This is a genomic window from Paenibacillus sp. H1-7 (assembly GCF_022354825.1).
Lineage (GTDB): Bacteria > Bacillota > Bacilli > Paenibacillales > NBRC-103111 > Paenibacillus_S.
Genome location: NZ_CP031168.1, coordinates 8,026,957 through 8,053,343 on the forward strand (window position 1 = coordinate 8,026,957; position 26,387 = coordinate 8,053,343).

Below are 26,387 nucleotides of genomic sequence, written 5' to 3' on the forward strand. Positions count from 1 at the left end.
ACCGGAGATATGCCGGTTTTGCCTGCGGCAGGGGCAGATCGATTGATGAGATCGTTGAGTAAGGAAATACAGTGCGCTCGCCAAAACAAGAGCAAATGAATTACGGAGATCCGCACAAACGGCGGAATAAATAGGTGTCGCACAGGCCGTACTTCGTGCGGATTCGAGCTATGCCGTACGTAAGCTTGCGCGTAGGCAAAAAGCCCTGCGCCGCGGAAGCCGCTTTGGGAAGCGGACTCCGGGACATGCAGGGCGTAGATAACGAACATGGACTGCGGACTGCTTTACTTGAAGAAAGAGATGGCAGAGACTCCCGTATACAAGGCAGGTAGACTGGCTCAAAGGATAAAGGCTGCAAAGCAGCTCCAGGCTATGCGCGCTGTTGCTTACGGTATTCTCCCGGCGTCACGCCGACGGACTGCTTGAACTTGCGGATAAAGCTGGATACATCGTAATAGCCTACCTGTTGAACGATATCCTTCACCGAGTTATCGTTGGTCCGCAGCAGCAGTTTGGCCTGATCGATCCGGATCTCGTTCAGGTAGTCCATGACGGTACGTCCGGTCTGTTCCTTGAAATACCGGCTTAAGTAAGACAGCGAGAGCGAGAAATGATCCGCAATCTTTTGCACGGAGAAGTCGGACTCGCTGTAATGGTGCAGTATATATTGCGTGATCTGCTCGATCAGCGCCGTAGACGAGGCCGGCTTGCGCTCCTTCAGCGAATCGCACAGCGTTGCGCAGGCGGTGGTGAACAGGTCGGCGATTTCGTCGAGCGTCGTGAAATCGGTCAGCGTCATGACGTCCGGAAAGCTGCCATTCGAGCTGCCCGGCTGTTTTTTCTCGATATAGGCGATAAACTTGCGAATGATGTCGTAGCACAGCTCTCTCGCGATGAACAGCGTCAACCCGCTTTGCTTCATGCGTACGGCGATTTGATTGACGGCATCGGCGATCCGGTCCGGGTTGCCGTGCTGCAGCACCATATCGATCTCCTCGAGCACCCGTCTCGGATTGAACACATCCTCATGATCGTGAGCCATCAGCTCATCGAAGAAAATCGTCCGCTGGTTGCCCCGGATCAGCTTGTAATCGATAGCCGTAGACGCTTCCAAATAAGAGCGCCCTACCTGGGCAAGCTCCGCATACAAATTGCCGGCTCCCATTGTGATCGGCGCCTCGAAGACGGCGCTCAAATGCTCGCGAAGCTTTTCCAGCCACTGCTTCCAATCGTCCGTGGAGCTGTACACCGACATGATGAACATCGCCCGCTGCGGCTCCAGACTTTCCTTGCAATAGCCGATGCAATCACTGTCAAACTGCCGCTCCACTTCGCCGATGATGTTGTCCTTGTAGGGAATGAGCGATGCCGGAAACTCCAACAGCAGCACGGCAGTCTGAGCGAACGGGAACACGATCCCGACCTCTTCCCCCCGCTCGTTGACCTCCTGCAGCGTTTTCATTTCGCCTTTCAGCAGGCCGACCAGCAGATGCTCCTTGATCGCCGAACGGTTCTCCTCGAGCTTCCGGCCGAGCATCCGGTTGGAATCGACCATATCGTGAATGACGCTGCCGATGGCATCGAACTCGTTCGCCCTGCGGATCGACTGGCCGCGGACCGCTTCCACCAATGCCGCCAGCCGTTGAACCGGCTTGTAGTTGAAGAGCATGATGAAATAAACGAATAAGCAGCCCACGATAAAAATGACCAGCAAGCTGTTGATCCATTCGAAAATAACGCGGTTTACGGGCGCAACAACCGATGTTTGCGGCAGCAGCATGACGTAAGTCAAGCCGCTTTTGGGCGATTTCTGGTAGGTGACGGCATACGTCTTATCCTGAATATCCAGCTTTATATCGCCTGTGTTTCCCGTAAGCTGCCGGTAAAAATTAGGGTCGCTCAAGTAAGGCTCCTGCTTGTATGCCGACAGCACCCGTCCCTGCTGATCGAATACGACCGCATTCCCTTGGGGAAGCGTCTTCTGGGGACTCAGCCCCCTCAGCATCATATCCTCTTTCATAATGAACAGCACCGTCCCATACGGACGCTGGCTGTTAATCGGAATCGGCACCACGTACGTAACGAGCCGCTGAACGGGAAGACCATCAATCTTGACGTCCTCCGCCGGCCGCAGCACCGGTGCGGTTAAGCTGTTCAAATCCTCGGGGAACTGCTTCTCCGACCAGTCGGCATAATGATAGAAATCGGTTACAAAGTCCTTTACTTTGTATACGCTAAGCGAGGAATACAAATAGTCCGAGCCGCGGATATGCAGCAGCACCTCGCGGATGCTGTCGTCCACGACCTTGCCTTCCAGCACTTTTCTTCCCTCGTACATGCTAAGCGGATCGTGCGTCAGCACATAAGGCGACAACTCGGGCGTCTGCGTAATCTGCCCCGCGATTTTGTTCATCTGGATCAGCTTCTGGTCTACCTCGTCCTGCATCTTGTCCAGCATCGCCTGGTTGTTGCGCTCGACCTCGTTGCCAACAATATCGGCGAGCCGCAAATATCCTGTCGTTCCAAGAAAGAGAAGCGGAAGCAGGAGAAGCACAATAAAGGACAAAAGATATCGATAAAAGACCGGCAGCCGATTAATCGCAGATTTCATCCCAGTACTCCTCCCCCTCAAATGTTCATTGTCGACGTGTTCCCGGTTAATCGTTTCGTTTCGTGAGCTTCCACTGCAGCGGCATCGCATCCTTGCACGTCAGCTCGATGACGGTGCGCCCATCCCCGCCGATAACCGCGCGGATGCCCTCGGCAGCGGTCTCCGTAACGGTCCAGCTCCCGTTCAGCGTAATCCGCAGCGTGTGCGGCTCGCTCTCGGCATGAACCCACTTACGGGAATATAGGCTGACTTCGCGCAATTGGCCCTGCTCGTCATATTGGTCGGCCTCGATTCCCGAGTATAGACGCAGATCGGGATCGACGGCGCTGATTATAAGGTCGTCCCCTTCTTCCCGGACCATGATCATGGAAGGGGTATCGACGGCAGCGACATGGCCGCTGTTGACGCTTTCATTCGCTTCGAACAGCGCGTAGGAGGTTGTTCGGCTGGCGCGGTCACGGACGATATGCGCGGTACGGTCCTTGCGCAGCACCGTATAAGGCGCCGTCTCCGCGGATTGCATCGCTTCGCAGAAGCTTTGAATGGCATCGCGATCGGTCTGCACCACCATCGCATATTCGTAACCGGCATTCTTCGGCGCCGTCCCATGCTCCAGCCACGCGGAAGCGAAGAATCCTTCGGTATCCGCATCGGTCGCCTGATGCTTCGAAGATTGCAGCAGCTTGGTTAATGATATCGATTGTCCGGCCGGAACGTAAAATCCGTTGTCCTTATTATCCAATATCCATGCATCATTGTCTAATTCCATTTTTCGAGAGCCGCCGTCAAAGCCGGTTCCGTTCAGCCATACGCGCTCGCTCGAGCTGGCTACATGGTTTTGGAACAGCGTCGTTTCGGTAGCATACCGGTCATTATCGTTCTCAATGTCCGTACCGAGACAAATGATTCGGTCCTCGAAGAAAAAGAACGATTTTCTCGCTCTATGCGATCCCTCGTACTTCGGATGCTCATGCAGCTTCATCGCGAACATGCCGTTGCTCCCCTCGAGATGGAGCCCGCCTGCGTACGTTTCATCGGACAGCAGCATTTCCTCGAAGCCGCTGAACGTATCTACGTTGCGGACGTTGGAGCGCAGCTCCGCAATCGGCTTATGGACCGTCGTAGTGCCGGGCCAGCGGTTCCAGTCCCAGCCGTCGTGCGAATATCCGCTGTCGGCGTTGTTGATCGGGTCGCCCTTGGCCATAATTTGCAGATGGCCGTGCGAGATGTATCTTCCGTACAAATTGGCGCTTACGTAGGTCTCGTTCGCCCACAAGTAGCGGCTGTGTCCACGTACTCCCACCAGCCACGAAGCTCTGCGGTGCATGGCGAGCGCCGCATAATTCATCGTCCAGTGTCCGTTCGGGTCCTGCTCCGGCCGAATGCCCATCGCAGCGAACCGTTCGGCCGATTCGCTCGTTTCTCCCGGCTGCAGCAGGCGCAAGTAGGCTGCTGCCACCTCTTCGTCTACCTCGCTAGCACCATCAGGGCTTCCAGCCAGCGCCATAAACTCGAACGGCTGGACGTCGAGAGCCCAATTGCCCGTAGGATGGCGGGCGGACAAGCTGACCAGCCACTCGTATTTGTTCGAATACAGCCGCATGGATAGGAGAGCCTTGCGGGCCGTCCGGTGCGCCTCCTCCGTCACGCGGTAAGGCGTGCCGCTCAGGAAGTACATGACCGGCGTAACGCCCTGAAAGCCCCCGACCGCATAGGCCGGGTAATGGTTGACGTGGTGGTACGCCGATCCGTCGATCTTGTAGGCGGCGCGCAGACCGCGTGCCGGGAGCAGCGACTGGCTCAGCCATAGGCGGAAAGCCTGAAGCTCGCGTACTTTGTGCGGCGTTTCGTCCATGATGAGCAGACTGGCGAGCATCCCGTGCAGCGTCGTGTTGAAAATATCGATGTTGCCTTCCACTTCCTCAAGCGGCGTATGGATGCGCCCGGCTCCGCTGAACCAGTACATCGTCCGCTGCGTCCGCTCCAGCCGCCCTTCGCGTCTTAGCACATCCCGCATCAGGAAGACAGCGGGGTAAAACGTACGGAAGCTGTAGCCGAAATGGTGCACCGTCCCTTGCGAGCTCCCGTAGGTCCATCCCTGATCGTCAAGATGGTCGATCAAGCCGATAAACATCGCCTGCAGCTTCTTACGCCACTCGTCATGCTCCGTGGAACGGTAGTTTAAGGCGATATTCATCATCAGCTTCGTATAGTCGATCAGCTGCACGCTGTTCGCCAGCGCCTTCAGCCGATCCTTATCCTGTAGAGGAAAATGATCGAAGAAAGGCAGCTCAACCGGCCGTCCTTCGATAGTGCTGCCATTTCGGGCGATGCCGTACGAGGCGAAGGCCGCCTCCATTTTGTCCATATCTTCAGCCGTAACGGTGCGCGCGCGGAAAAAGTACCGCTCAAACCGCTCGTTCATGCGCTCGTGGCTTTGGGTTTGCTCCGGTGCGATAGCCCGCTCTACCGGGAGCCGACGCTCCAGCTGCTCGAAAGCGTACAAGCTGAGCCAATGCGAGTTTGCCGCTATGTCGGCCCGCAAGTTCACGAAGGGCACTTGGAAATCGCGCGTATGGAACCGCGGATCGATCGGAGTGCACAGCAGCAGCTGGTCGATGAACAGCGTACCGCGGCCCGTTCCCGGGTGTTGAGGCCCTTTGATGATCAAACGGTTCATCTCTGGATGCGGCGCTCCCTGCATATCTCTTTCGTAGGCGACCCATGCCGTCCGCCAGCCTTGAAACTGCAGCCCGAACTCGAACCAGCAGTCGACCACGGTCTTTCCTGCGGCTTCCCGGCCGAACTGAAACAGCAGCTTGCCGTCCTGCGGCTCCGGATTGTAAATCCATACGGCGAACGAGTCCCGTGCCTGACTTTTCGAGCCTTCCTGAAACGGCCGGTATCCGATGGGCCCGCTTACTTGGAGATAAGCTCCCTCGGCCGAATAGTCCCACTGCAAGCTGTTATTCCCATCCTTATATCGTACATTGCTTATGGCCAGCCGAGACTGGCCGTCGCAAGTAATATTGTCGGGGATTCCCGTTTCGAAGCTGTATATCGTCATCTTCCTGCCCCTCTCTAATGTGGCGTTACGCCTGTCGCAAGTCGTATACCGTCAAGTTAGCGTATTCTCCAATGAGCGGCGCCATCTGCCGGAAGCCGAGCTTGCCCCCGCCCAGCAGCGGCCCGTACGTCTGCCCGTCGTCCGTCCAGCGGAACACCGTCAAGCCGTTCACGGAAAAAGTAATGTCCGCACCGAATTTCGTCAGCTCTAGGCGGTAAGGGCCTTTTGCATCGTACACGTCGGGAATCGGATCGGCCCCTTGGCATACGAGGTGGGCTCCATAGCTTTTGCGTAGGTTGCAGGTGTGAAAAGCACGCTCCTCCGGGTACCTGCGGCGGAAATACGATACGTGCAGCGCGTTGATCTCCCCGCTGTGATAATGCTCATACGGCCCCGACCGCGGCGCCAGGTGAGGCGCGAACAAGTCTTCTCCGTTGCGGCCTGCAGCGGAGAAAAACAGCATGCACAGCCCCGGCTCCCGCACCGGCCAAAAATCCCACGTAACGGCAATATCCGCCGGGAACGTCTCCGGGCACCAGAATACGAAATTGGACGACTGGCCTTCCGCCGGGTCCAGCTTATTTTCCATCCGCATGCGTCCGTTCGGAAACGACACTGCCGCTTCGCCCTCCATGCGAAAACCGCTTACATCTTTGTCCGCAGCGAGCGGATTATAGTAGATCTTCTCTCTTTGAACCGGAACCGGTACCCCCATGATGCATCTCCCTTTTTTCGACTCGCTTTTTCTAACGAGCTGCAGTCGATCTGTTCGTGCCTAACCATGCATTTCAAACCATGCATTTCAACGTTCAAATAATGGTTTAGTTTAATCAATCCATGCCGCATTTGTACATAAGCCGTTTCGATTGCAGCATATGCGAAATTTGCCCTTACAGCGCAGCGGCGGGCTTTTTCGGCCTTTTCGATGTCAATCGGCAGGCAAGCGGTCGATTGCAAACTGCGATGCAACTGCAAGCTGGAGTTGTTGTTGAAACAGGAAGCGTTGAATTCAGACACGGTTTCAATCCTGTGTCTACTACTGCAAGCAACAAGTATCCTGCCAGCCCCATTTCACCGAACTCGACACCTGTATTGCCTCCTTTCACTCGGAGCGGACACACGTTCCGCTATTTTGCCAAAAACGCACCGTTTCTGTGCTCTTACGGACAGAGAATCCCTTATTAGCCGAAAGAGACCTCCTTTTCGCTGCAAATAGAGTGAATAACGGATCCTCTGTCCGCAAACGCACCGTTTTGGCTCCAACATGGTGAAATAGCGGATCTACGGTCCGCTTCGTCTTTGTCACACTTCTTACCCTAGCCGCCTATAGTCGCATTGCATACCAACGCCCGACGAACGCGCTCCAGCCTCTGCAAAAACATACACCGTCAAGCATCACCTCGATCACGAAACATCGTCCTATGGCTCCGCCTATCAAAAAGCCCACGCAAAAAAGCCGCCGCAAACCGAAACGCTTCCACACCTGGAAGGCTTCGTTTGCAACGGCCTTTTCATTTTAAACTGCATAGGCAGATCATCGACTACAACGACGGCTCCCCATCTACTTCTTTTTATCCGTCTCGATCATTTGGTTAATTTTCTCGTCGGCTTCTCTCAGCGCCGTATTCACGTCTTTCTTGCCGTCCGCCACCTCGGCGAAGCTGTTGCGCAGCAGTGCGATTCCCTTGGTGTAGAACATCGAGAAGGGCGGGCTCTGCGCCGGCTTGCTTTTGAAGATGCTCTGCAAGCTTTTCCCCTTCAGATGCGGCATATCTGCGCCGAAGGCCTGATTGAATTTCGGATCCTTGAGCGGCGATACCCGCCCCGTCTCCTTCGTACTGATCATCTGTACCTCATCGGAGAATAGCACCTCCAACACTCTCATAGCGTCGTCCTTATGCTTGCTTGTTTTCGTAATGAAGATCGTGTGCAGGTCGAACATGCCGAAGGTATTCGGCCTCTCCGAGTAGCTTGGATATTGCGCTACATCCCACTGAAACCCCGGGTCGGTGCGGAGCTTGTCGAACATATTAACGGTAGCCAGCATCGCTACGTTTTTTTCTTTGATAAACACATCGGCCGCATTTTGCGTGAGCGTTTTCGGCTTGTTGCCCGGCAAGGAATAAATACGGTTCGTCAAATCGAATACCCGCTTGTAAGGTTCGGTATTCACACTCGATTTCTGCGTCTTGTTATCAACAACGTTAAGCGACATCGGGAACAACATTCGGGTCAGCGACTCCGGATCGAGACCCCTGTAAGCAATCCCGTTTTCCTCGCGGGTCAGCTTCTTGGACAGCTCCATAGCGTCGTCCCAAGTCATACCGTCCTTCGGATACGGAACGCCGAATTTGTCAAAGATGTCCTTGTTGTAATACAATGCATTGATTTGCACACCATATGGAAGCGCATACAACTCCTTGTTAGGAGCTACCTCGCGGATTGTATCCAATGCACCTTGATCAAACCGGCTCAGATCCAAGTTAAACTTCTTCGCAAGCGGCGTAATGTCCTCGTACAAGCCCAAATCCTCATAGCTCGGCAGCGTACCGTTCCATATCGTCACCAGGTCCATGATTTCTCCCGACGCGACGTAATCCGGCAGCCATTTGGCCGAGTCTTTGGCAACCATCTCCACCGTGATATGCGGGTACTTTTTCTTGACCGGGTCCGCAATCAGCTTCTTGAAATCGGCATCGGTTACCTGTTGGTTCGGGAACAGCCGGATCGTCACCGGCTTCAATTCCTCCTGTTTGGCCGGCTGGTTTGCCGCTTCCCGGGACGCCTTCCCGCTCCCGGCAGCTCCTTCCGAACCGCTGCCGCAAGCGGCAAGCACGGTCGAGAGACAAGTACATGCCAGCACAAGCTTCCATGATTTATGCTTCATCGCCTGTTCCCCCCTCAGTATTTTCTTCTTTGAGCTTCTGTCCAGCTCTCTGCACCGCGTCCCGGATATGTGCTATGGCAAACCGGCAGTCCTCGTCGCCCGACGTCTCCTCGTCCGCTGACTCCCGATGCGATGCAGCATAAGGATCGGATACTCTTGGCAAAAACTCCATCGTCAGTGGTCCCTTATACCCGATCTGCAGCAAGGTACTCACGATACCGTCAAAATCGGTCTGTCCACGGCCCGCCGCCTCACGGGTATTATCGGCCAAATGGACGTGGATCAGTTCGTTGGCGATGAAGCGCAAAGCTTCTTCAAAGCTTCGCTCTTCTATGTTCATATGGAACAGATCGGCCATCAGCTTTACGGAAGGAACGTCGACTTCCTCAACGAGCCGCTTCGCATCGGCCAGCCGGTTCACCAGGTACGTCTCGTACCGGTTCAGCGCTTCCACCGCCAGCCGTACTCCGCGGCCTGCCGCATAGCGGCCCGCCTCCCGCAAGCTGTCAACTGCGCAGCTCCATTCCTCTTCCCTCGCCGCCGCAGGAGCCAGCTTGCCTACAGGGGACGGCACTACGATGACATGCGCTGCGCCGACCTCCTCTGCCAAGTCTATGCAATCTTTGACATATTGTACGGCCCGCTGCCTCAAGCCCGGGTCCGCCGAGCTCAAATCCCGCTCCGCCGTATAAATGCCACAGATGGAGGTACAGCTCAACCCATATGCCGACAGCAGCTCCTGAGTCGCACGGATATCCATCCCGTACGGTTCGCCGGACAGCTCGATACCGTCATACCCAGCCGAATGCAAGCGGGCGCATGTCCGCTCCAAAGGCTCTTTTCCAAAAATCCACTGCGTAGCGCTGTACCGATACACGAATGTCCTCACTCCTATTCCATTATGAATTTCAATAATCATTCAAATTCGGTCGCTCCCAAACCGTTCTGCTTTCACTACGGTTCTGCTCCGGGTCCGCTTTACGTATGCACTGCTTCCGCCTTAACCTACGCTTCCAACGGCTGATCCGGGTTCAGCAGCTCCCAGCCCTCCGGCGCGTCGCCGAAATCAGGAATGTCCATCATGACGCCTTCGCGTAACGCCGATTCGTGCGCCACCAGACCGGGGGCGCAATATTTGGCCGCCTCCCATACGTTGACAGGGGGCAGCTTACCCGTAAACACGGACTTGACGAAGTCGTCCACCAAAAATTGGTGCGAGCCCAGATGCCCGTTGCGGAGCCCTTGGAACGATTCCGGGAGCCGGTGTACGGGATGGATCGGCGAGAACAGGCTGTTGAAATCTTTTTGCAGCACCTCGTGAAGATGTTCGTCTTCCTTCGGTATGTGGTTTCTGGCACAGTGAAGCAGCTCCGACAAATCGACGATTTGGTTATGCGCAAGCTCCGTCCAATATTGCCCTCCGCTGTTCTCCTCAAAGCTTCCTTTCGTTCCAAAAATGCTGACCGGGTTGCTGCTCGACCGCCCCCACCAGCCGACGCGGCGAAATTCGTTGATGCGGACCATCCCGCCGTCCGAAGAACGGAGCAGCGCCGTTTGATTGCTGTACGGATTGCTCCACAAATTGCCGCCCTCCGTAAAAATACCGTCCTCATGCCGGTCGCGATAGCCAAGACAGCTGACCTGCGTCATCCGCTGTCCGGTGACGGATATTATCATGCTCGTGGAATGCGTCGGGTAAAACATCGGCGGAAAGCCCGCCACCTTCTTCCAATCGGCGCCTCCGGAATGCTGGAACGCCTGGTAAAAGCCATGTGACATATCGTGCAGATAGGCCGCCTCGCCGTAGACGAAATGGCCGAAATCTCCCTGCTTGAACCGGTCTCGGCAATAAATCGTATGCGGGTAATAGTAGCAAGTTTCACCGTTCATATAGATGAGCTGCGTTTCTTCAACCACCTTGACGACATCCGCGATCTCCTCCAGTGTCGAAGCGATCGGCACGGCGCAGTATACATGCTTGCCTGCCCTCAGCGCTTGAATGGTCAACGGTCCGTGCAAATGCCTCTGCGCGAAGATCGCTATGGCGTCCACATCGCTTTGGCACAAAGAATCGTGAGAGGGAAGCGTCCGTTTGATCCCGTATTTGGCCGCTACATGTGCCAGCCGATCCGGCAGCAGATCCGCAAGCACGACTTCGCTCACCAGCGGATGAGCCTTAAACAGCGGAATGAACGCCTCCGAAAAGGAGCCGACACCGCATATCCCGATTTTCAACATGGTGTTCACTTCACCCCTTCCAATCCTCAACTTTATTTCTTCTTCAGCTGTTCGATCTGAACGGCCTTGTTGATTTCTTCCTCCGCCTGCCGCAGCAGCGTATTCACATCCGCCTTGCCCGCAGCGAAATCGTCGAATTTCTGTCGCACGATTTTTTCGCTAAGATCCCGGTACACATAGACCGGATATTTTACCGGATGGCTTTTGACGATACCCGCCGTATTTTTCCCTTTCAGCAGCGGATTGTCCTGCCCGAACGCCTTCTGGATATCGGGGCTTTTGAGCGGAGATACGCGGCCCAGACGAGATACGTTCATCTGCACCTCGTTGGAGGTCATCACCTCCATCACCTGCAGCGCCTGCTCTTTATGCTTCGATGATTTCGTTGCTCCTACGACATAAACGCTCGCATTGCCGAACACATTCGGCTGCTCCTTATAGTACGGATGCTGCACGACATCCCAGTTCAGCCCGCTTTTCTCCGCTTCGGTAAGCTGGGAGAACAAATTGATGTCGGAGAGCATCGCCACCGTTTGTGACTTCAAAAATCCTTTCTGCCCGTTCAGCTCGGCGTTGGCCGAAGGGGCGTTGCCCGGAATCGTGTATACTTGCTTGCCAAGCTCGAATACCCTCTTCCACGTATCGGTGTTGACGATCGCTTTTTCCGTCTTGCGGTCCACATATTCAAGCCCTAGAGGCTGTGCCAGCCGGGGAACATTCGTTATATCCAGTCCTCTATATTGGACGTCGTTCTCTTGTCTCGTCACCTTTTGCGCAATGGCAATCGTTTCTTCCCAGGTCATGCCGTCTTTGGGGTATGCGACCCCGAATTTATCGAAAATATTTTTGTTATAGTACAGCGCATGGAAGGTTGTCTCTATAGGGAGTCCGTACAGCTCGCCTTTTTCCGTAACGGCGTATCGGATATCGTTCAGGTAATTGTCCAGAAAACGGCCCGTATCCAGCTTCCTGCTCTGGAACTGCGGCGTCATATCTTCTATGACCCCCCGTTCGGCGAGAGGCGGCAGGTTGCCGTTAAACGTAATGAACATATCCGGAATTTGTCCCGAGGCGATGTATTGGTCCCACTGCTCCAGCTGATTTCCCGAAATGACCTCCAAAGTAATGTTCGGATACTTGGCGCGCACCGGCTCGATATACAGCTTGTTGAACTCGTCGTTGATCGGCAGATGACTCGCCAGCACCAGCTTCACAGGCTCCGCCGCTCCTTTATCCCGTGGAGCCGTTTCTTCCTTCCCGCAGCCTGCCGCCGTTCCCGCAAGCAACAGCACCGTCAAGCATGAGGCATGCACTCTTATTCCAGCTCTCAAACAAATTCCCCCCGCCTTTGTGAAAACCCTTTCTCGCCTTTATTGTAAGAAAAGCGCCATCTGAATGACATACCTTCAATTGAAGCAGGCATATCTTCATTTTCCATCTACGAAATGAGCGAAACTAACGCAAAGGCCGGTAATCCGATGGTATACTATATTCATAACAAGTCACCGCGAAGGAGACCGGGCCGGATGAAGCCTCACTTGCTTTCCGATTATATTCCCACCATTACTTACTACGATTATTGGGAACGAAAAGAGAAATTTCTGCTTTATGAGGACCGGTATACCGATTGGACGCTGTTTGCTATAGAAGAAGGCGCCATCTACTATGAATTCGGCAAGCATAAAGGTACGGCCTCTTTCGGGGATTTGCTCTTGTGCCCGCCAAATACGAGCTTCCACCGGGTGGTGGTGGAACCGGCCAGCTTCCATTTCGTCCGCTTGATCTGGACCCATGAGAAGGATCCGCACGCCAACCCCGAAGAGACGGTGATCTCCGGCAAAATAACCATGCAAAATACGGAACGGCTCGTAGCGAACTACACTTGCCTGCGCAGCATCCCGATTGTTACCACTCTCGCACAGGGCAATCGGCGCAATCATTACGTGCGCGATTTGTGGTATACGTTTTGCTCCGAGGAGGAGCCTGCAGAGCCGTATCCGACGACGCTGCGCAGCCGCAAATCGGACAATCTCATGAAGCAGGCGGAGAGACGGATCCGCCACAATGCGTTCGAATCGTTCGAGCTTAGGCACATCGCCGCGGAGCTTGGGATGAGTCCGGCTCAGCTGACCAAGCGGTTCAAAGCCAGCTTCGGATGGACGCCGAGCGATTATTTAACGCATCTCAGGCTGGAAAAGGCACGCTCCCTGCTGCTCGAAACGTATTTGACGCTCGACCAGATAGCACAATGCTGCGGCTATGAGAACGGCTTTTATTTGAGCCGCATCTTTACGAAGCAGTATCATATGCCTCCGACGGACTACCGCAAATCGTACCGTGTGTAGCCGGCAGGACTTACGACACCGCAGCAATGGAGCTGCTGCTGTCATGGATTTGCGGAAATTGCACATGTAAATGCACCGTCCCAACAAGGCCAAATGAACAGCTCACCGCCCTCCGGCAATCGTGTAATGCACTCCCGGAACCAACGGGAACCGGTAGGAGCCGGTTCGCTCCATGTACCGATGCGGGACGATACCGATTTGATCGCTGAGTATGCACAGGGTGGCGGGATTCCAGCCTTCGTTGCCATGCATAACGGTGGATATCGTTATGCCGTCCACATGGGTGTGCGTATATTTGCGGCCTTGACCGGCGGCCGTGGTCGTTGGATACACCTCAACCATATAGCCTTCCTGCGGCTCGTGATACACTACGACTCCTTTGCCTCCGATGAAAACGGGGATCTTCCACTCCGGAACCGGATAGTCGTGAAGCGTAACCGGACCTTCGAACCGTTCACCCGTTTCGTAATCGATCCAAGAGCCTGCCGGCAAATAGATGTCCCGGGCGGACGCCGTACCGAAATCGTTCCCGTACAAAGGCGCAGCCAGCATCGAAGGGCCAAGCATCCACTCGTACTGCCTCGTCTGCCGGTTGATCAGTTCATAGGTTGACGGATCGTCGGCATAAGCAATATGCAGAGGGGTCATCGCATGAGGGTAGCCCGTGCGGAACCCCTCCATGACGGCGCTGTAAATATACGGCGAGTACCGGTTGTGCCAATCGGCCGCTTTTTTCACATAGCTCTCGTATTCGGGATGGTTCATATCCCAAGGCTTACGGCCCATGGACATCCCTGGCGTTACGGCATTGAGCATTGCATTGCGCACGAAGTACCGCTGATAGTTAGGCAGGGTCGGATCGGTCTTGGGCGTCCCTCCCGTAATATCCGGGTACAGATTGGATGCTCCCGATGCAGCGATATTGAGCAAATTGATCGGAACGCGGTCTTGGTCGAAATGATAGCCTTCTCCGCTTCCGTAGTACGTATCGTTAATCCTTATCAGATCGCCCGGCACCGAGTACGCCGAATTGCGCACGATAACGTGCAGATCGCGGTCCATCAGCGCTTCGTTCAGCTTGTTCCAATTGCCGTCCGCATAATGCTTCGTATAAATCATGGCATCTTCCTTGAAGCCCTGCGCCTCCCACGTCTCCGCCTTGGAGACGAACCAGCTCACCGCCTCCGGATTGCGGCTGTCCAGAACGTATACCGTGCCGGACGGGAATTGCGCATTCGTAATACGGACCAGTCCGCCTTCCGGGTGCCGTAGGAAATAATCCCTCTCCAGCGCTTCCTGCAAATACGGTCCGTTGTATACAGGATGATGGCAACCCCCGTCCTCTTCCGGCGCTTTGAGGTGGTTGCGCAGCCCGAGAATGAGCTTGATGCCCCTCTCCGCAAAAAAAGCCTTCAGCCCCGCCACATCCGGAAATCTCGGATTGGCCAGCCCGTCCGTACGCCCTTCCTCATAGGTGTCGTCCCACAGATTAAAGCTGGTGGTCGTTCCTTCGTATTTGCCTTTCCGGTCGCCCTTCCAGAAGCCCGAGCCGATAACCCCCCAGGCCAGATCGTAGCCCCGGTCCAAATATTGCTGTATCGCGTCCTGCACCTCGCTTTGGTAAGAATTCCAGCCGAGCGAGCCGTACGCTTCCCAGCCTACGCGGAACATCGTGTAGCCGGGCCGCTTGTCGATATAGCCTTCGGCTTCGCGAACCCGCTTGTAATCGGCGTACAGTTCCGCCATCTCGCCCATGAAATAATACAGCCGGACGGTGCCTTTAGCCCGGCTTGCTCCGAGCATCGTCTCGGTATCCGTAAAGGCGACGCGCTTCGAGCCTTCCTCGAACAATACCGCGGCGAACCGGTGAGCCGGAAACACCGCGAAGTTGGACACAAACCGCATATTGGTCCCCTGATTGACCATATCGCTGCGCCTGTAGCCGGCGAGGTTCGCCCGGTCCCGGGCCGGGATGTCGAGCTTGCCGTGGGCCGGCGGCTCCTCCGTCGCCACGGTGTCGATCTGCGACCCGTAGTCGCCGAGCCCGTATACCGGCGACATCGGCCCGGTCCTCCCTTCCACGAGGAAGGGAGCTTCTCCTCGAACGGTGATGTCGAATCGGACATACCGTTCGAAGCATTCGATTCGGACGTCCGCTTCGTGTCCGGCTTCATTGTCCACGACGAAGCGGACCGCCGCCCCTTCCCAAGCCGCCAGCCGCGCGGACTTCGCAGGTGACGGAGCTGGCCCGTCAGCCCGCGAGAAGCATAGGCCCGATCGGGCGTGCGGCTCCACCTTCGCCGCCTTGGTGCAACCGGGCTGCTCCAACCCGTACCGAAACCCGTCCTCATCTATCGTCAGCTTATACTGGGACGTGGTTATCTCGAATTGTCGTCTGTTATGCCGACAATTCATCTGTACTTCTGCTGCCTTGAACTCCATAGCCATGCTGTTGTGTCTCTCCTCCTATCCTAACGCCCATGGATGAGAAAGTGTTTGTCCCTGATACCTGTCATTAAACCACGGCATATCGAAATTTCCTCCATGCCGGTATCTCTCATCGGGTATCATGCACGCCATCTCAAAAGATCCTCTTGGAACGATTCCATATCCAGAGCGCCGTCAAAGCGTAATGTAGCTTCATTGTAAGAGAACGTCCTCGCCGTTAACATAGCCGGAATTATTACAAAGCATATCTCCAATTTCCAATACAACGTGCCACTACTACGACTTGCCTCCATTTCCATATCCGTATCCGTATCGAGCAGGTGCAAGCATTCCGCAGCCCTCAGCTCCCCCAATACCCTCCGAGCTCCGAACACACACCAAAAAAAGCATATTCCCGCCATAAAGGCGAAAATATGCTTATATGCTGCGGCAGCACATGCGTCACAACCGCTTGTTATTGATTGATGTACTTCTCGAACACGAAACCGAAGTCTTTCACCTTATACTTCTTGCGGGTGTCCACCATCCACGAAAAAGCGGCCTCGTTCAGCTCCTTGAATTGCTCGGAAAGGCTGTTCTCGTTGTTAACGGTACGGCTGAGCGTAGTCGAAGCGAGCTCCAGGCTCTCTCTGGCATAATCGAGCACAATCTCGTTTTCGTGGGTAATCTCGGATATTTTCACCAACGCCTTGTACAGGTCCTTCACTTCTTCCAGATGCTTCTTATGCACATCGATGGAATAGGCGGAGGAACCGAGGTGGAATTTGATTTCCAAATCCAAATCGATCGTACCGGCGGTTTCCAACGCAACGTCGCTGATTTTGTGGCTGCCGTAGCTGTAGCGGCGCAATACGCGCTTCTTGCTCACGGCACTCGTGCCGTCCAGATGGATGAAAGCATGGTTCGTAAAACAATATTCGTCCGTCTTGGACTTGATCAAGAAGAAAATTTTCTCGCTGTCCTCGTGCATGACGTAATCGTCGCAATCTACCTTGTCGTAGTTTTCAGGCTTGATAACCGAACCGATATCGCTTATGCCAAGCAAGTCTGACGCCATTTTTCCGAACAAACCCATCATTCCTCTCCGCTTGTAATAGAAGACCGGGAGATCCCGCTATCCAAGAAGATTATATCACTCTATACCGCCGTCGTAGTACCGCTTTTGCACAAAAAATTACGCCTTGCGGACAGGCACCGGTCCCGACGATTTGCGAATGCTCATAACGCCCGGCAGTACAATCTCCTGATATTGCAGCCCTGGATCGGCCAGCTGCTGGCACAAAATTTCAATAGCCATGCTGCCGATCAGCTTGGCGGATTGGTTGATGGAAGTAAAAAAGTCCTGGTACTCGTCCGGCAGGAAAGCATACTGCTCGTCAAACACTACGATGCTTATATCTTCAGGAATTTTTAGCCCCTGCTCCTGCACAGCTTTTACCACATTCATCAGCATGGTAGGCTGTGTAACGAATATCGCCGTCGGCTGCGGCTTGGCTTGCAGCAGCTTTTGGGTCGCAGCGTAGACGGTCACGCCGTTGCCGACCTCCTGGTAGTGCGAGTCGATCACGGGAACTCCGGCATTCAGCAGCCCGATGCGGTAGCCTTTGATTCTATCCGCATAAGTAGCGCGACGGGCAGGATCCAGGCTGATACAGCCGATGTGCTGATGTCCCAGCTCAATAAGGTGATCGATCAGCTTAAGAGCTCCCGTAAAATTGTCCCCGCGAACGACATGCGCAGGAAATTCATCCAGCCTCTGATCGACCAGAACAACCGGGACGCGCTGATTGATGAGTTCCTCAAGATGCCTGCCCTTTTGCTCATTGCTGACGCTGAACAATACAAGACCGTCGACGTCCCGTTGAAGCATCTTGGCGGCAACCTTCATCTCCCGCTCGCTGCTGCCCGTGTTCCCTATGACGATGAAATAATCTTTCTCCAGCGCTTTTGCTTCGGCTCCGCCCAGAATCCCCATGCCGAACCGGTTTCCTGTCTTGTCCCCGAGAGGCATTAACATTCCGATCATCATCGAGTTATCCTTGGACCGCTTCAAATCGCTGGCATGGACATTCATTTCTTGCAGTACTCTCAGCACCTTCTCACGGGTTGCCGGAGAAACCGATTCGTAATTGTTGATCACTTTGGATACAGTAACTTTGGACACGCCTGCTCTTGTTGCAACGTCTTGCAAATTAGCCATAGCTGCGACAAATCCCCTTAAGAAACGTGCAAGGAACGTTTCTATCTTTTATTTCCCTCATCGTATCGAATGGTTGCCATGTTGTCAATCTTCCGGAAAATTTCCGGAAACGTTTTACAAATATACCAGCGATGAGTATAATGGGTCTTGGAAACTTTCCAGAAACATAAATATAACTTACAGGGGGAGAAACACATGTTGAAAAAATCGGCAATACTGTTGGCAGCGATTTCGCTTTCTGCAAGCGCTCTCGCAGCATGCGGGAACAACAGCCAGAGCGGCAAAGGGGATGCAGCGGGTCCAGGCACCAGCAAAGAACCTGTAGAGCTGTCCGTGTATAATAATGCGGGTATTACGGAGGAGCAGTTTAAAGAAAAATTCGGCAATTATATCGCCGAGAAGCTTCCTCACGTGACCATTAAGTTTATTCCGAAGGATAAGAGCGTGTCTTTGACCGAGATGGTTTCCAGCGGCTCCACCAAAATCGATATTTATATGGACAGCATCGGCCAAATAGGCCTGAAGAGCTCTCTGCTCGATTTGGGCCTGCAGTATGATATGAGCGACCTGGTCAAAAAGCACAACGTCGACCTAAGCCGTTTCGAGCCTACAACGATCGATGCTATCAAATTGATGGGCGGGCTGTACGGGCTTCCGATCAGCAACAGCACCATGGTCATGTACTATAACAAAGATTTGTTCGACAAATTCGGGGTTCCTTATCCGAAGGACGGCATGACGTGGGAGGAAGTAACCGAGCTATCCAAAAAAATGACGCGCTCCGAAAGCGGAGTCCAGTATGTCGGCTACTCCACCTCCATTGTTCATTACCTGCGTATGAATCCGCTGTCATTGGTCAATGTGGACCCTAAATCGCTAAAGGCGAACTTTGAGTCCGATCAGTGGAGGCAGTTGGTTCAAACTACACTGGTCGATCCGATGAGCGGCTCCGGCTACAAGGACAAAGTGAAGGAGCTGGAGAAGAAGTGGTATAAGGTCCCTTATGTCGACGAGTTCTCCAAGAATAAAGACACGGCTATGTTCAGCTATATTTATGCAGACTCGGCGTGGCTGAAGGATGTGAACTGGGACGTGGTCTCGATGCCTGCCTTAAAGGAGAAGCCGAAGGTAGGCGCGCAGAGCTACCCGAGCTACATGTTCATCACGTCGACCAGCGAAAAGAAGGATGCTGCGATGGAGGTCATCAAGCTGTTTATTTCTGATGAATATCAGACCAGTTTTTCCAAGAGCGGCGGTATTACTTCTCTGAAAAATGAAGAAATCAAAAAAGTATTCGGGCAGGATACGCCGGACAAGACAAAAAACATCAAAAATGCGGTATTCTACAATCAATTCGCTCCCGCCACGCCGAAAACGCCGTTCGATACTCATGTCGAGGCAGACGTCCGGGCGCAAATTCCTAAGCTGATCATGGGCGATACCGATATTAATACGGCGCTTAGAACAGCGCAGGAAGCCGTCAACAAGAAGATCGAGACCGAGAGCGTGAAATAATACAGGCGGGTGCTTACGCCCTCCAGGAGCCTATCCCTTTAAGCATGATCCCGCGGAACGGCCGTCAAACAACGCAAGCGGAGGGCATCTGCCCTCCGCTGTTGTTCTCGGGAACTTTATATTCACTTTCTAGCATTTTTGCGAATAGAGGGGCCTCAACAGGCTCCGTTTTTTTTGTTTATGCCGCCACAACTCCCCCTAGAACGCCTGATCGATCCGTTTCGCCAACCCGTCCCAGAAGCCGCTAATATTAGGGAGAGGACCGCCTATAATGCTCATCCCTTGCTTCCCCGGCTGATAAATGACATCCTTATTTCGGTTGATTTCCTCCAAATAGGCTTTGACGATAGCGGCCGTCTTGGTATCCGGATGCTCCTTCACAAGCTGCTCGTAGCTTTGCTTGACGGCCGGAAGCAGCTTCATCGTCTTTTCATCAATCGCTTCGTAACGGTAGCCACGAATATACTCTTCCATATAATCGGTATAGAGGGCCTTCATTTCGGTCTTTCTGGTTCCTCCAGGATAACGGGTCAAATAGTTCTCCGCCTCAAGCAGCCTGTTTCCAAGCTCCGCACGTGTAATTTTCAAGCTGCCGTCCTGGAAAAACGGTTTGTTGTACTCAGCAGCCCGGGAGGCAAGGTACAGCTTCAGTTCTTCCGACAGCCGGGCCCCGTACGCTTTTTGCAGCGCGTCGTAATCGATGGTCCAATAAAAGCTGTTGTCAAAGGTAACTCCAAGCGCCAGCTTGCCTGCGGTTTGATTCAACAGCCATTGCTTGAACGCATCGTCACCCTTAAGCTTACTGAAATCGAATGGATACGAGAGCTCGCTCAGCTTGTCGGCGGCTCCCGGCTGCTGAAGCAGCTTGCTTAAATTGGCGTTCAACGCCGGGAGCTGACGGACATCGAATGCTTCCAGCGCTAAAAACAACGAGTCTGCGGTCTTCGCATCCACCGTGCTCCAATGCTTATCCATAAACGAGGTCAGCTCACGCGGCTCCTGCGCCTGGGATGCAAGAAGCTGCATTTGCTTCACGACATCCTCCGTCTTCCCTTCGGCCACCGGTACGGCGATAGGTTGAGGCGCGGCGGTCTGCTCCGGAGCCGGCTTTATCGTCAACTCTTTGCCGCCGCCGCTACAGCCCGCTAGAATCACGGCAAAAAGCATCGCTGGTATGATCAAATGTTTCATCATCGTGCAATCACTCCATCGAGTATTATATGATCTGCTTCGATTTTTTCTTCCCTCGTACTCGCCCCATGGTCACTTGAGCCTATAAATCGTCGTCGACGGCTGCCCTTTCGGCCCCTCGGACCGCGCTTCGCTAACCATCAATTGCTTGCCCGCAGGGTCCCATATTATAGGCACCTCCAGGTTCGGCGTCGAACCGACCTGCGACATGGCGCCGGTACCTGCATCCATAACATACAGTCCGGACAAGCCTCGACTCAGGCTGAGAACGGCAAACGCAAGCTTGCCGCCGTCCGGAGACCACGCCGGCTGCCGGAGCAGCCGCCCTGTAGTAACAAGCTGGCCGTCCGCGTCCGGCTGCTCCGCAGAGATCATGCTCAGAGCCTCCTCATTCGTGCCCGATTGCTCTGCTACTGCAAGACGCTTCCCGTCCGGAGACAGAGAGAAATCGGCGACGCCGCGGCGCAAGATTATCGAGTCTTGGCCGTCGGCTCCCACCCGCAGCAGCCGCAGCGACGCATCCAAAACAAACATGGTGCCATTTCGCGCTTCCACCTTCCGGATCGGCTCATTCGTTCCGGGGATGTCCATGTACCGGATCGCTCCGTTCACCGCAATCGCTGCCACACCGTAGGTCTGCACTCCATTACGGTTTTGTACGACAGGGGTATAATATTCTGCCTCATCGGCCCAGGAGCCCTGCGTCCCGCTAATCAGGTAAGACAGGCCCCCCTCTCCGACCGTTAGCCGCAATGGAGAAGGAGTATTGCCGGTCAGACCCGCTATCTCGAGCACCCCTGTATCGTAGCGCAAAACGACAGCGTGTCTTGTATCGGGAGACACTTTTATTTCCGCGGCTGCGGCAATGCTCGCAGGCGTCCATTGTCCGGTCTGCACATTGCGCCGGTTCACCACTGTATGGGGACTGAAATTGGCAGCACCAAGCATTTCCTGCTCCGATAGCCAGCCGTATCCGTACCATCCGTCCAGACGGTCTATGCGGTCCAGCTTGATCTGGTCCTGCTTCGACGGGGACGGAGGCTCGATGACCTTCATCGATTTCCCTTGACCTCCGTTGCATGAAGCCAACATCATGACTATGGCCAAGAGCCCGCCGATCCGAACCGCCGTCTGCGCGGCCTTGCTCCTCCTATGCCTCCGCAGAGCATGTTCCTCCTTTCTGTATCGCTCACGACCCAGTATAGCCGCCGATGTTATCGTAAAGATTGCGAATTGTTTCGAACTTGTAAACAATCCTCCCGTTTATGTTACGGGGTTATGCAACGGGAACGAAATCGTGACCACGGTGCCTTGTCCCTCCGCCTCCGCGCTGCCGATCCGGATACGCCCCTCCTGCCGCTCTACCCACTGCCTAACGAGCGTAAGTCCCAGCCCGCTGCCGCCGGATTGCCGCGCGCGGTCTTTATTTACCGTGTAAAACGGCTCGAATACCCGCTCCAGGCTCTCTTGCGGAATGCCTACACCGGTATCCGCAATTTCGATTTCCGCCTGATCTCCTGCGATCCGGCTGGTTACCGTGACGTTGCCCCCGGCCACGTTATATTTAATAGCGTTGTCGATCAAATTCATGACGATGTGTACCATTTGCTCCTTATCCGCCCAAATGCTTACGGGATGCAGCTCCAGGTCCAGCCGGACATGGAATTTTTCCGCTTTTCCCCTTATGCGGGAGACGATGTCTTCGAGCAGCCCCTTCAGGTCCACCTGCTGCGGATGATAATCGAATTCATAGGTGTTGAGGGCTGCAAGCTGCAGCACTTTGTCGACCAGCTCGTATAGCCGGCTGGACTCTTTAGTTATCGCTTCACTGGCGTCGCGAATCAGCCTCGGATCGTCATCGTACATCTGCAGCAGGTCTGCATAAGCTTTAATGGAAGTCAGCGGCGTCTTGAATTCATGGCTAATATTGTTGATAAAATGCTTCTGCTGCTGCTCCAGCGCTTGCACCTTGGCGAGCGAGCCGCTCAGCTTGCCCTGCTCTTCCTTCAGCGCCTCCAAGTGAGAGCGAATGGATTCGCTCATTGAATAAATGCCGCGTCCAAGCTCGCCCAGCTCGTCCTTCCGTCTTAATACAGGCTCCGCCGGATGCTCGCCCTGCCCGATCCGGTCTGCCGCTGCCTTCAGAAGACCGATGGCATTCGCCTGGCGGTTCATATACAGCCACCCCCAGACGAAGCCGATACCCATAACGACGGCACCGCAAATGAGAAACAGACCCAACAGGTTTCGATAGAAAGCATGCTGAGCCTGGAGAGAAGCTTGAAAATGAACGACACCGACCTGGCCTTCCGGACCTTGAAGGGGGCCTAAGTAGTCCATGGCATCCCCTTCCGTTATATAAGCCACTTTGTTGTTCAATGCGTGCCCGAGCGCCTCCGTTACGTCCCGTTTGGCGGCAAGCGGCAGGGAATCGCCTACGGGATTGCCCAACGCATCGTAGACGACCGTTCGCATGCCGCTTGTCGTCCCCAGCTCTACAGCGAGCTTCTGCCCCTGCAGCCTCATGACCTCCCCGGGATCCACGCGCGTCCCCGTCACAAGCAGCTGCGTAACGTACGTATCCGCAGCTCGCAGCTGCTGCTCCAGCGCGCTCTCCGTTTGGGCTTGCTGGTAATCCGCTACTCCCCGGAGCACCAGGACGGTCAACCATCCGACCGTGAACAGAAGCAGGGCGGCTATGAAGCCGGTAAATTTCCATCGCAGGCTGATTCGCGTCACAGGGAATCACCCGCCGCTTTGTAGCCTACCCCATAGACCGTCTGCAGCAAGTGCTGCTGGTCTTTGCCCAGCTTCGACCGCAGCCGTTGAATGTGAATGTCCACCGTCCGCGTCCCTCCGGCATAATCCATGCCCCATACTTGATCGAGCAGCTCTTCCCGTGTAAAAACCCGCTTCCTGTGCGTCAGCAGCAGGGCCAGCAGCTCGAATTCCTTCGGCGTTAGCGGCAGCTCGGTCCCGTCAAGCAGCGCCGCCCGCTGCTCCACCCGGAGCGTCAGCCCGCCGGCGGTTACTGTAGAGCCTTCGCCCGAAGCCTCTTCCTGCTTCTCCATCCGCCTGCACAAAGCTTTGACTCGGGCAACCAGCTCCCTCATATCGAACGGCTTGGTCATATAGTCGTCCGCTCCTAGCTCGAGCCCGACAATTTTATCTACAATGTCGTCTTTGGCCGTGAGCAGCAATATCCCGATATCCTTCCGATGCTCCAGCTTTCGGCACAAATCCAGGCCGCTTAGCTTCGGCATCATTATATCCAGAACCATTACATTAGGGCGGAACGAATCCGACTTGCGAAGCGCCTCCTCGCCGTCACAGGCGACCTCCACCTCGAAGCCTTCCCGTCTCAGCGCATAGGCGACGGCGCTTGAAATCGCCGGTTCATCGTCCGCTACCACCACTTTGAAGCCCATCCTGTACCCTCCCGCGTGAATGCTTTGTTTCCTATTATAGTGCATTACCGGAAGATACCAAAAATAGAGGAGCCTACCGGGCGTTCAAATCAATCGGAACCTCCCAATGCAGCGGAATCCGCTGCTCCAGCGTATCGCATGACAGCTCGAGCCGCTCCGGGATACTCTGAAGCCCACGAACAAATATCCATGTGCGGGAATGGTAGTTTCCTTGCTCATCCTTTTGCAAATGAACGTAGTCGTCCGATTGCAGCTCGTGCCCGCCGCCGTCCACCACCCTCCACGGTCCGAAGTTGATGACGTCCGGCCCGAGCCGGCTCTCGAGCTCGATGAACACGCCCGGCCCCTCGATAGTCGCCGTAGTGTTGGCGAGCGGAATGATTTCGGCGGACGGATCCGACTTGATCCGTACACGGTTGACAGCGATCGTCTTGCCTTCATATGCTGTGCTGACGGGACCCTGTAACAGCCGCTGCGGCTCAACGCTTATCGAAACGTTCGCGGGCTCCTTCGTGTACAGCCCTTTCAGCTCCAGCGTCAGCCTCTTGCTGTCGGTGAACGGGAGAAACACATGCCGGTACATCGAATTGGCTCCTATCTGAATGCCTTTCTCATAATTGTTTACACCGTCCAATCGGAGCATTTTCAGACTCGGCCCATCCCATGCGGCGACCACCTGCCCCCGGTCGTTCTTGATCCGGTAGTACAGCTGGTGATATTTGGCCCTCATATCCCTCTTCGCCGGGAACCGCTCCGCCGTTCGCCGACTCCATGCCTCCGTCTCGGTAATGTCCATATACAGCTCCGCTGCGCTAGGTCCGAGACGAAGCTGCTTCACATCAATGGCAACGCCCTCCGGTGTCGTATATGACCGGTTAATAGCGACGGATCGGGATACGCTCTTCGCCTTCCTCAAGTCGATGGGCACACTCAGGCTCCAGCTTCCCTTCGTTTCGTCAATTTTCAGCAGAGTCATATGGAATACGACCTGATCCGGAATTTCGCTCAGGCTGCGGAACTGTCCGTCCTGCAGAGGGTCCAGCAAAAACAGCTCGAAAAACGAATCCGCCCCGGTACGCGAGGTTTTAAAATCGAACGGTATCTTGTTGCCGGACATATCCGTCACCTCTACCTCATTACGCTCGCCCTTCGGCGCAAGGAACCCGTCCTCGATAGACTCCGCGGGGATCGTCCGGCCGTCTCTTTGCACTCCGTACATGACCGAGATCCGGAACGGATCGGCCAGCACTTCTTTTACCGTCACGGCAATCCCCTGATCTTCGGCCGTGAGATATACCGGCGCCGCGAAACCGGTCTTGGCCGCCTGCTTGGCCCCGGCGTCCCTCTGCACCCACTGGAACAGCGATTTGAGCCCGTCCGCGAACGTCGGGGACACATAGGCTCCAAGCGCAATTGCAATAGCCAGACAAGCTGCAGCAATCGCCGCCTTCTGCCACCGGCTCGCTCTCCAAGCCGCATTGCGGACCGGCTTCTCCGCCTCACGGACTCTGGCGGAAATGCCCGCCATCACATTCAAGGTGAACGATTCGTTCAAAGGAGGCGCAATAACGCCTGCTTCCCCTATTTGATCGAGCAGCATGAAATCGCCCCGGTACCGATCCAGCTCGGTACGGCAAGCGGGACAGCCTAAGAGATGCTCCTCTATTTGCGCAGCTTCCTCCGTTGTCAGTTCTTCATCGAGATAACGCATCATTTGATCAAAGGTCAAGCAGTTCATACTCATTCCCCCTTTCCTCGTTGACAGCCATACTCTCTCGCAGCTTGATCCGCGCGCGATGAAGCCGGACGCGGACCGTATTTTCGGGGATTTCCAAAATTTCGCCGATTTGCTGGCAGCTGAGCTCCTGCGTATGCTTCAGCAGGACAACTGTCCGGTACATTTCGGGCAAAGCAAGAATCGTCTCATGCATCCTCTTCAGCTTTTCTTTTTCCATCAATATCGACTCCGGCGTATTCTCGTCACGGATGGTGATGTCTTCTACGTCGACACTGTGCCCTCTCCGTTTGCGGCGCCGAAACTCGTCCATACATTGGTTGTAGGCAATCCGGTACAGCCATGTCCAGAACTTGCTCGCGCCCGTGTAATTGCGCAGATGGAAGTACGCTTTGATAAATACCTCCTGCGCCACATCCTGCGCGTCCTCCGGCTGTCCCATCATTCCCAATATAAAGGTGTACAGCTTATTTTTATATTTATCGACCAACCGGGCGTATGCCTGATCGTCGCCTTGCAGAGCATGCTCAATCAGGATCAAGTCTTCCTCCATGGATAATCTCCTTCTCTTTCGCCTCTTCTCTTCCGCTTTGTGTGCACACCAGCTTAAACGTTCAGTATACCTATAACGTTACAAGCTTGGGAATTTTTTCACCGCAATATCGGCTGAAAAATAGACAAGTAAATCGTAAATAAAGACAAATCGATCGTAAATTAATCAA

General features: G+C 54.7%; 18 protein-coding genes. 2 read left to right on the forward strand and 16 right to left on the reverse strand.

What is annotated here, in order from left to right; genetic code table 11:
* Positions 1-370: 370 nt before the first annotated feature.
* The 7 genes from DVH26_RS35435 to DVH26_RS35465 form a co-directional block, all read right to left on the reverse strand.
* Complete coding sequence (locus tag DVH26_RS35435) at positions 371-2,611, reverse strand: helix-turn-helix domain-containing protein (protein ID WP_239630283.1); 2,241 nt, start codon at positions 2,609-2,611, stop codon at positions 371-373.
* 46 nt (positions 2,612-2,657) lie between these two features.
* Complete coding sequence (locus DVH26_RS35440; protein WP_239630284.1) at positions 2,658-5,678, reverse strand: chondroitinase family polysaccharide lyase; 3,021 nt, start codon at positions 5,676-5,678, stop codon at positions 2,658-2,660.
* A gap of 25 nt (positions 5,679-5,703) precedes the next feature.
* Entirely contained in the window at positions 5,704-6,393 is a 690-nt protein-coding gene (locus DVH26_RS35445; RefSeq protein ID WP_239630285.1) for a DUF1961 family protein, read from the reverse strand.
* 846 nt (positions 6,394-7,239) lie between these two features.
* The gene (locus tag DVH26_RS35450) at positions 7,240-8,565 is read right to left on the reverse strand and encodes an ABC transporter substrate-binding protein (protein ID WP_239630286.1); all 1,326 of its coding nucleotides are present in this window, start codon (positions 8,563-8,565) and stop codon (positions 7,240-7,242) included.
* Complete coding sequence (locus DVH26_RS35455) at positions 8,555-9,442, reverse strand: sugar phosphate isomerase/epimerase family protein (protein WP_239630287.1); 888 nt, start codon at positions 9,440-9,442, stop codon at positions 8,555-8,557. Before DVH26_RS35455 ends, DVH26_RS35450 begins: the two co-directional genes overlap by 11 nt.
* 128 nt (positions 9,443-9,570) lie before the next feature.
* Entirely contained in the window at positions 9,571-10,803 is a 1,233-nt protein-coding gene (locus DVH26_RS35460; RefSeq protein ID WP_239635601.1) for a Gfo/Idh/MocA family protein, read from the reverse strand.
* Positions 10,804-10,835: 32 nt separating this feature from the next.
* Positions 10,836-12,134, reverse strand: coding sequence for an ABC transporter substrate-binding protein (locus DVH26_RS35465; RefSeq protein ID WP_239630288.1), 1,299 nt, complete (start codon positions 12,132-12,134; stop codon positions 10,836-10,838).
* A gap of 195 nt (positions 12,135-12,329) precedes the next feature.
* Between DVH26_RS35465 and DVH26_RS35470 the strand changes: the two genes are divergently transcribed.
* Positions 12,330-13,148, forward strand: a complete 819-nt coding sequence (locus tag DVH26_RS35470; protein ID WP_239630289.1) for a helix-turn-helix domain-containing protein — start codon at positions 12,330-12,332, stop codon at positions 13,146-13,148.
* 102 nt (positions 13,149-13,250) lie between these two features.
* On the opposite strand, the gene DVH26_RS35475 is transcribed toward DVH26_RS35470, so the two are convergent.
* From DVH26_RS35475 to DVH26_RS35485, 3 genes are all read right to left on the reverse strand, one after another.
* Entirely contained in the window at positions 13,251-15,596 is a 2,346-nt protein-coding gene (locus DVH26_RS35475; RefSeq protein ID WP_239630290.1) for a TIM-barrel domain-containing protein, read from the reverse strand.
* Positions 15,597-16,050: 454 nt separating this feature from the next.
* Positions 16,051-16,665 (reverse strand): PH domain-containing protein, encoded by a 615-nt coding sequence (locus DVH26_RS35480; RefSeq protein ID WP_239630291.1) that lies wholly within the window; start codon positions 16,663-16,665, stop codon positions 16,051-16,053.
* A 105-nt stretch (positions 16,666-16,770) separates the two neighbouring features.
* Positions 16,771-17,796 carry a LacI family DNA-binding transcriptional regulator gene (locus DVH26_RS35485; RefSeq protein ID WP_239630292.1) on the reverse strand — a complete coding sequence of 342 codons (1,026 nt, stop codon included), beginning with the start codon at positions 17,794-17,796 and terminating at the stop codon, positions 16,771-16,773.
* Positions 17,797-17,991: 195 nt separating this feature from the next.
* On the opposite strand from DVH26_RS35485, the gene DVH26_RS35490 reads away from it, so the two are divergent.
* A complete protein-coding gene (locus DVH26_RS35490) occupies positions 17,992-19,311 on the forward strand; it encodes an ABC transporter substrate-binding protein (protein ID WP_239630293.1) in 1,320 nt (439 codons plus the stop codon).
* Between the two features lie 198 nt (positions 19,312-19,509).
* Here the strand turns inward: DVH26_RS35490 and DVH26_RS35495 are convergent, their stop codons facing one another.
* The 6 genes from DVH26_RS35495 to DVH26_RS35520 form a co-directional block, all read right to left on the reverse strand.
* Complete coding sequence (locus tag DVH26_RS35495; protein ID WP_239630294.1) at positions 19,510-20,505, reverse strand: hypothetical protein; 996 nt, start codon at positions 20,503-20,505, stop codon at positions 19,510-19,512.
* A gap of 69 nt (positions 20,506-20,574) precedes the next feature.
* Positions 20,575-21,756 (reverse strand): hypothetical protein, encoded by a 1,182-nt coding sequence (locus DVH26_RS35500; protein ID WP_239630295.1) that lies wholly within the window; start codon positions 21,754-21,756, stop codon positions 20,575-20,577.
* 9 nt (positions 21,757-21,765) lie between these two features.
* The gene (locus DVH26_RS35505; RefSeq protein WP_239630296.1) at positions 21,766-23,241 is read right to left on the reverse strand and encodes a sensor histidine kinase; all 1,476 of its coding nucleotides are present in this window, start codon (positions 23,239-23,241) and stop codon (positions 21,766-21,768) included.
* Positions 23,238-23,930 carry a response regulator transcription factor gene (locus DVH26_RS35510; protein ID WP_239630297.1) on the reverse strand — a complete coding sequence of 231 codons (693 nt, stop codon included), beginning with the start codon at positions 23,928-23,930 and terminating at the stop codon, positions 23,238-23,240. The genes DVH26_RS35505 and DVH26_RS35510 overlap by 4 nt, the downstream gene beginning before the upstream one ends.
* A gap of 73 nt (positions 23,931-24,003) precedes the next feature.
* Positions 24,004-25,668 carry a DUF4179 domain-containing protein gene (locus tag DVH26_RS35515; RefSeq protein ID WP_239630298.1) on the reverse strand — a complete coding sequence of 555 codons (1,665 nt, stop codon included), beginning with the start codon at positions 25,666-25,668 and terminating at the stop codon, positions 24,004-24,006.
* Positions 25,649-26,218 carry an RNA polymerase sigma factor gene (locus DVH26_RS35520; protein WP_239630299.1) on the reverse strand — a complete coding sequence of 190 codons (570 nt, stop codon included), beginning with the start codon at positions 26,216-26,218 and terminating at the stop codon, positions 25,649-25,651. Before DVH26_RS35520 ends, DVH26_RS35515 begins: the two co-directional genes overlap by 20 nt.
* Between the last annotated feature and the right edge of the window lie 169 nt (positions 26,219-26,387).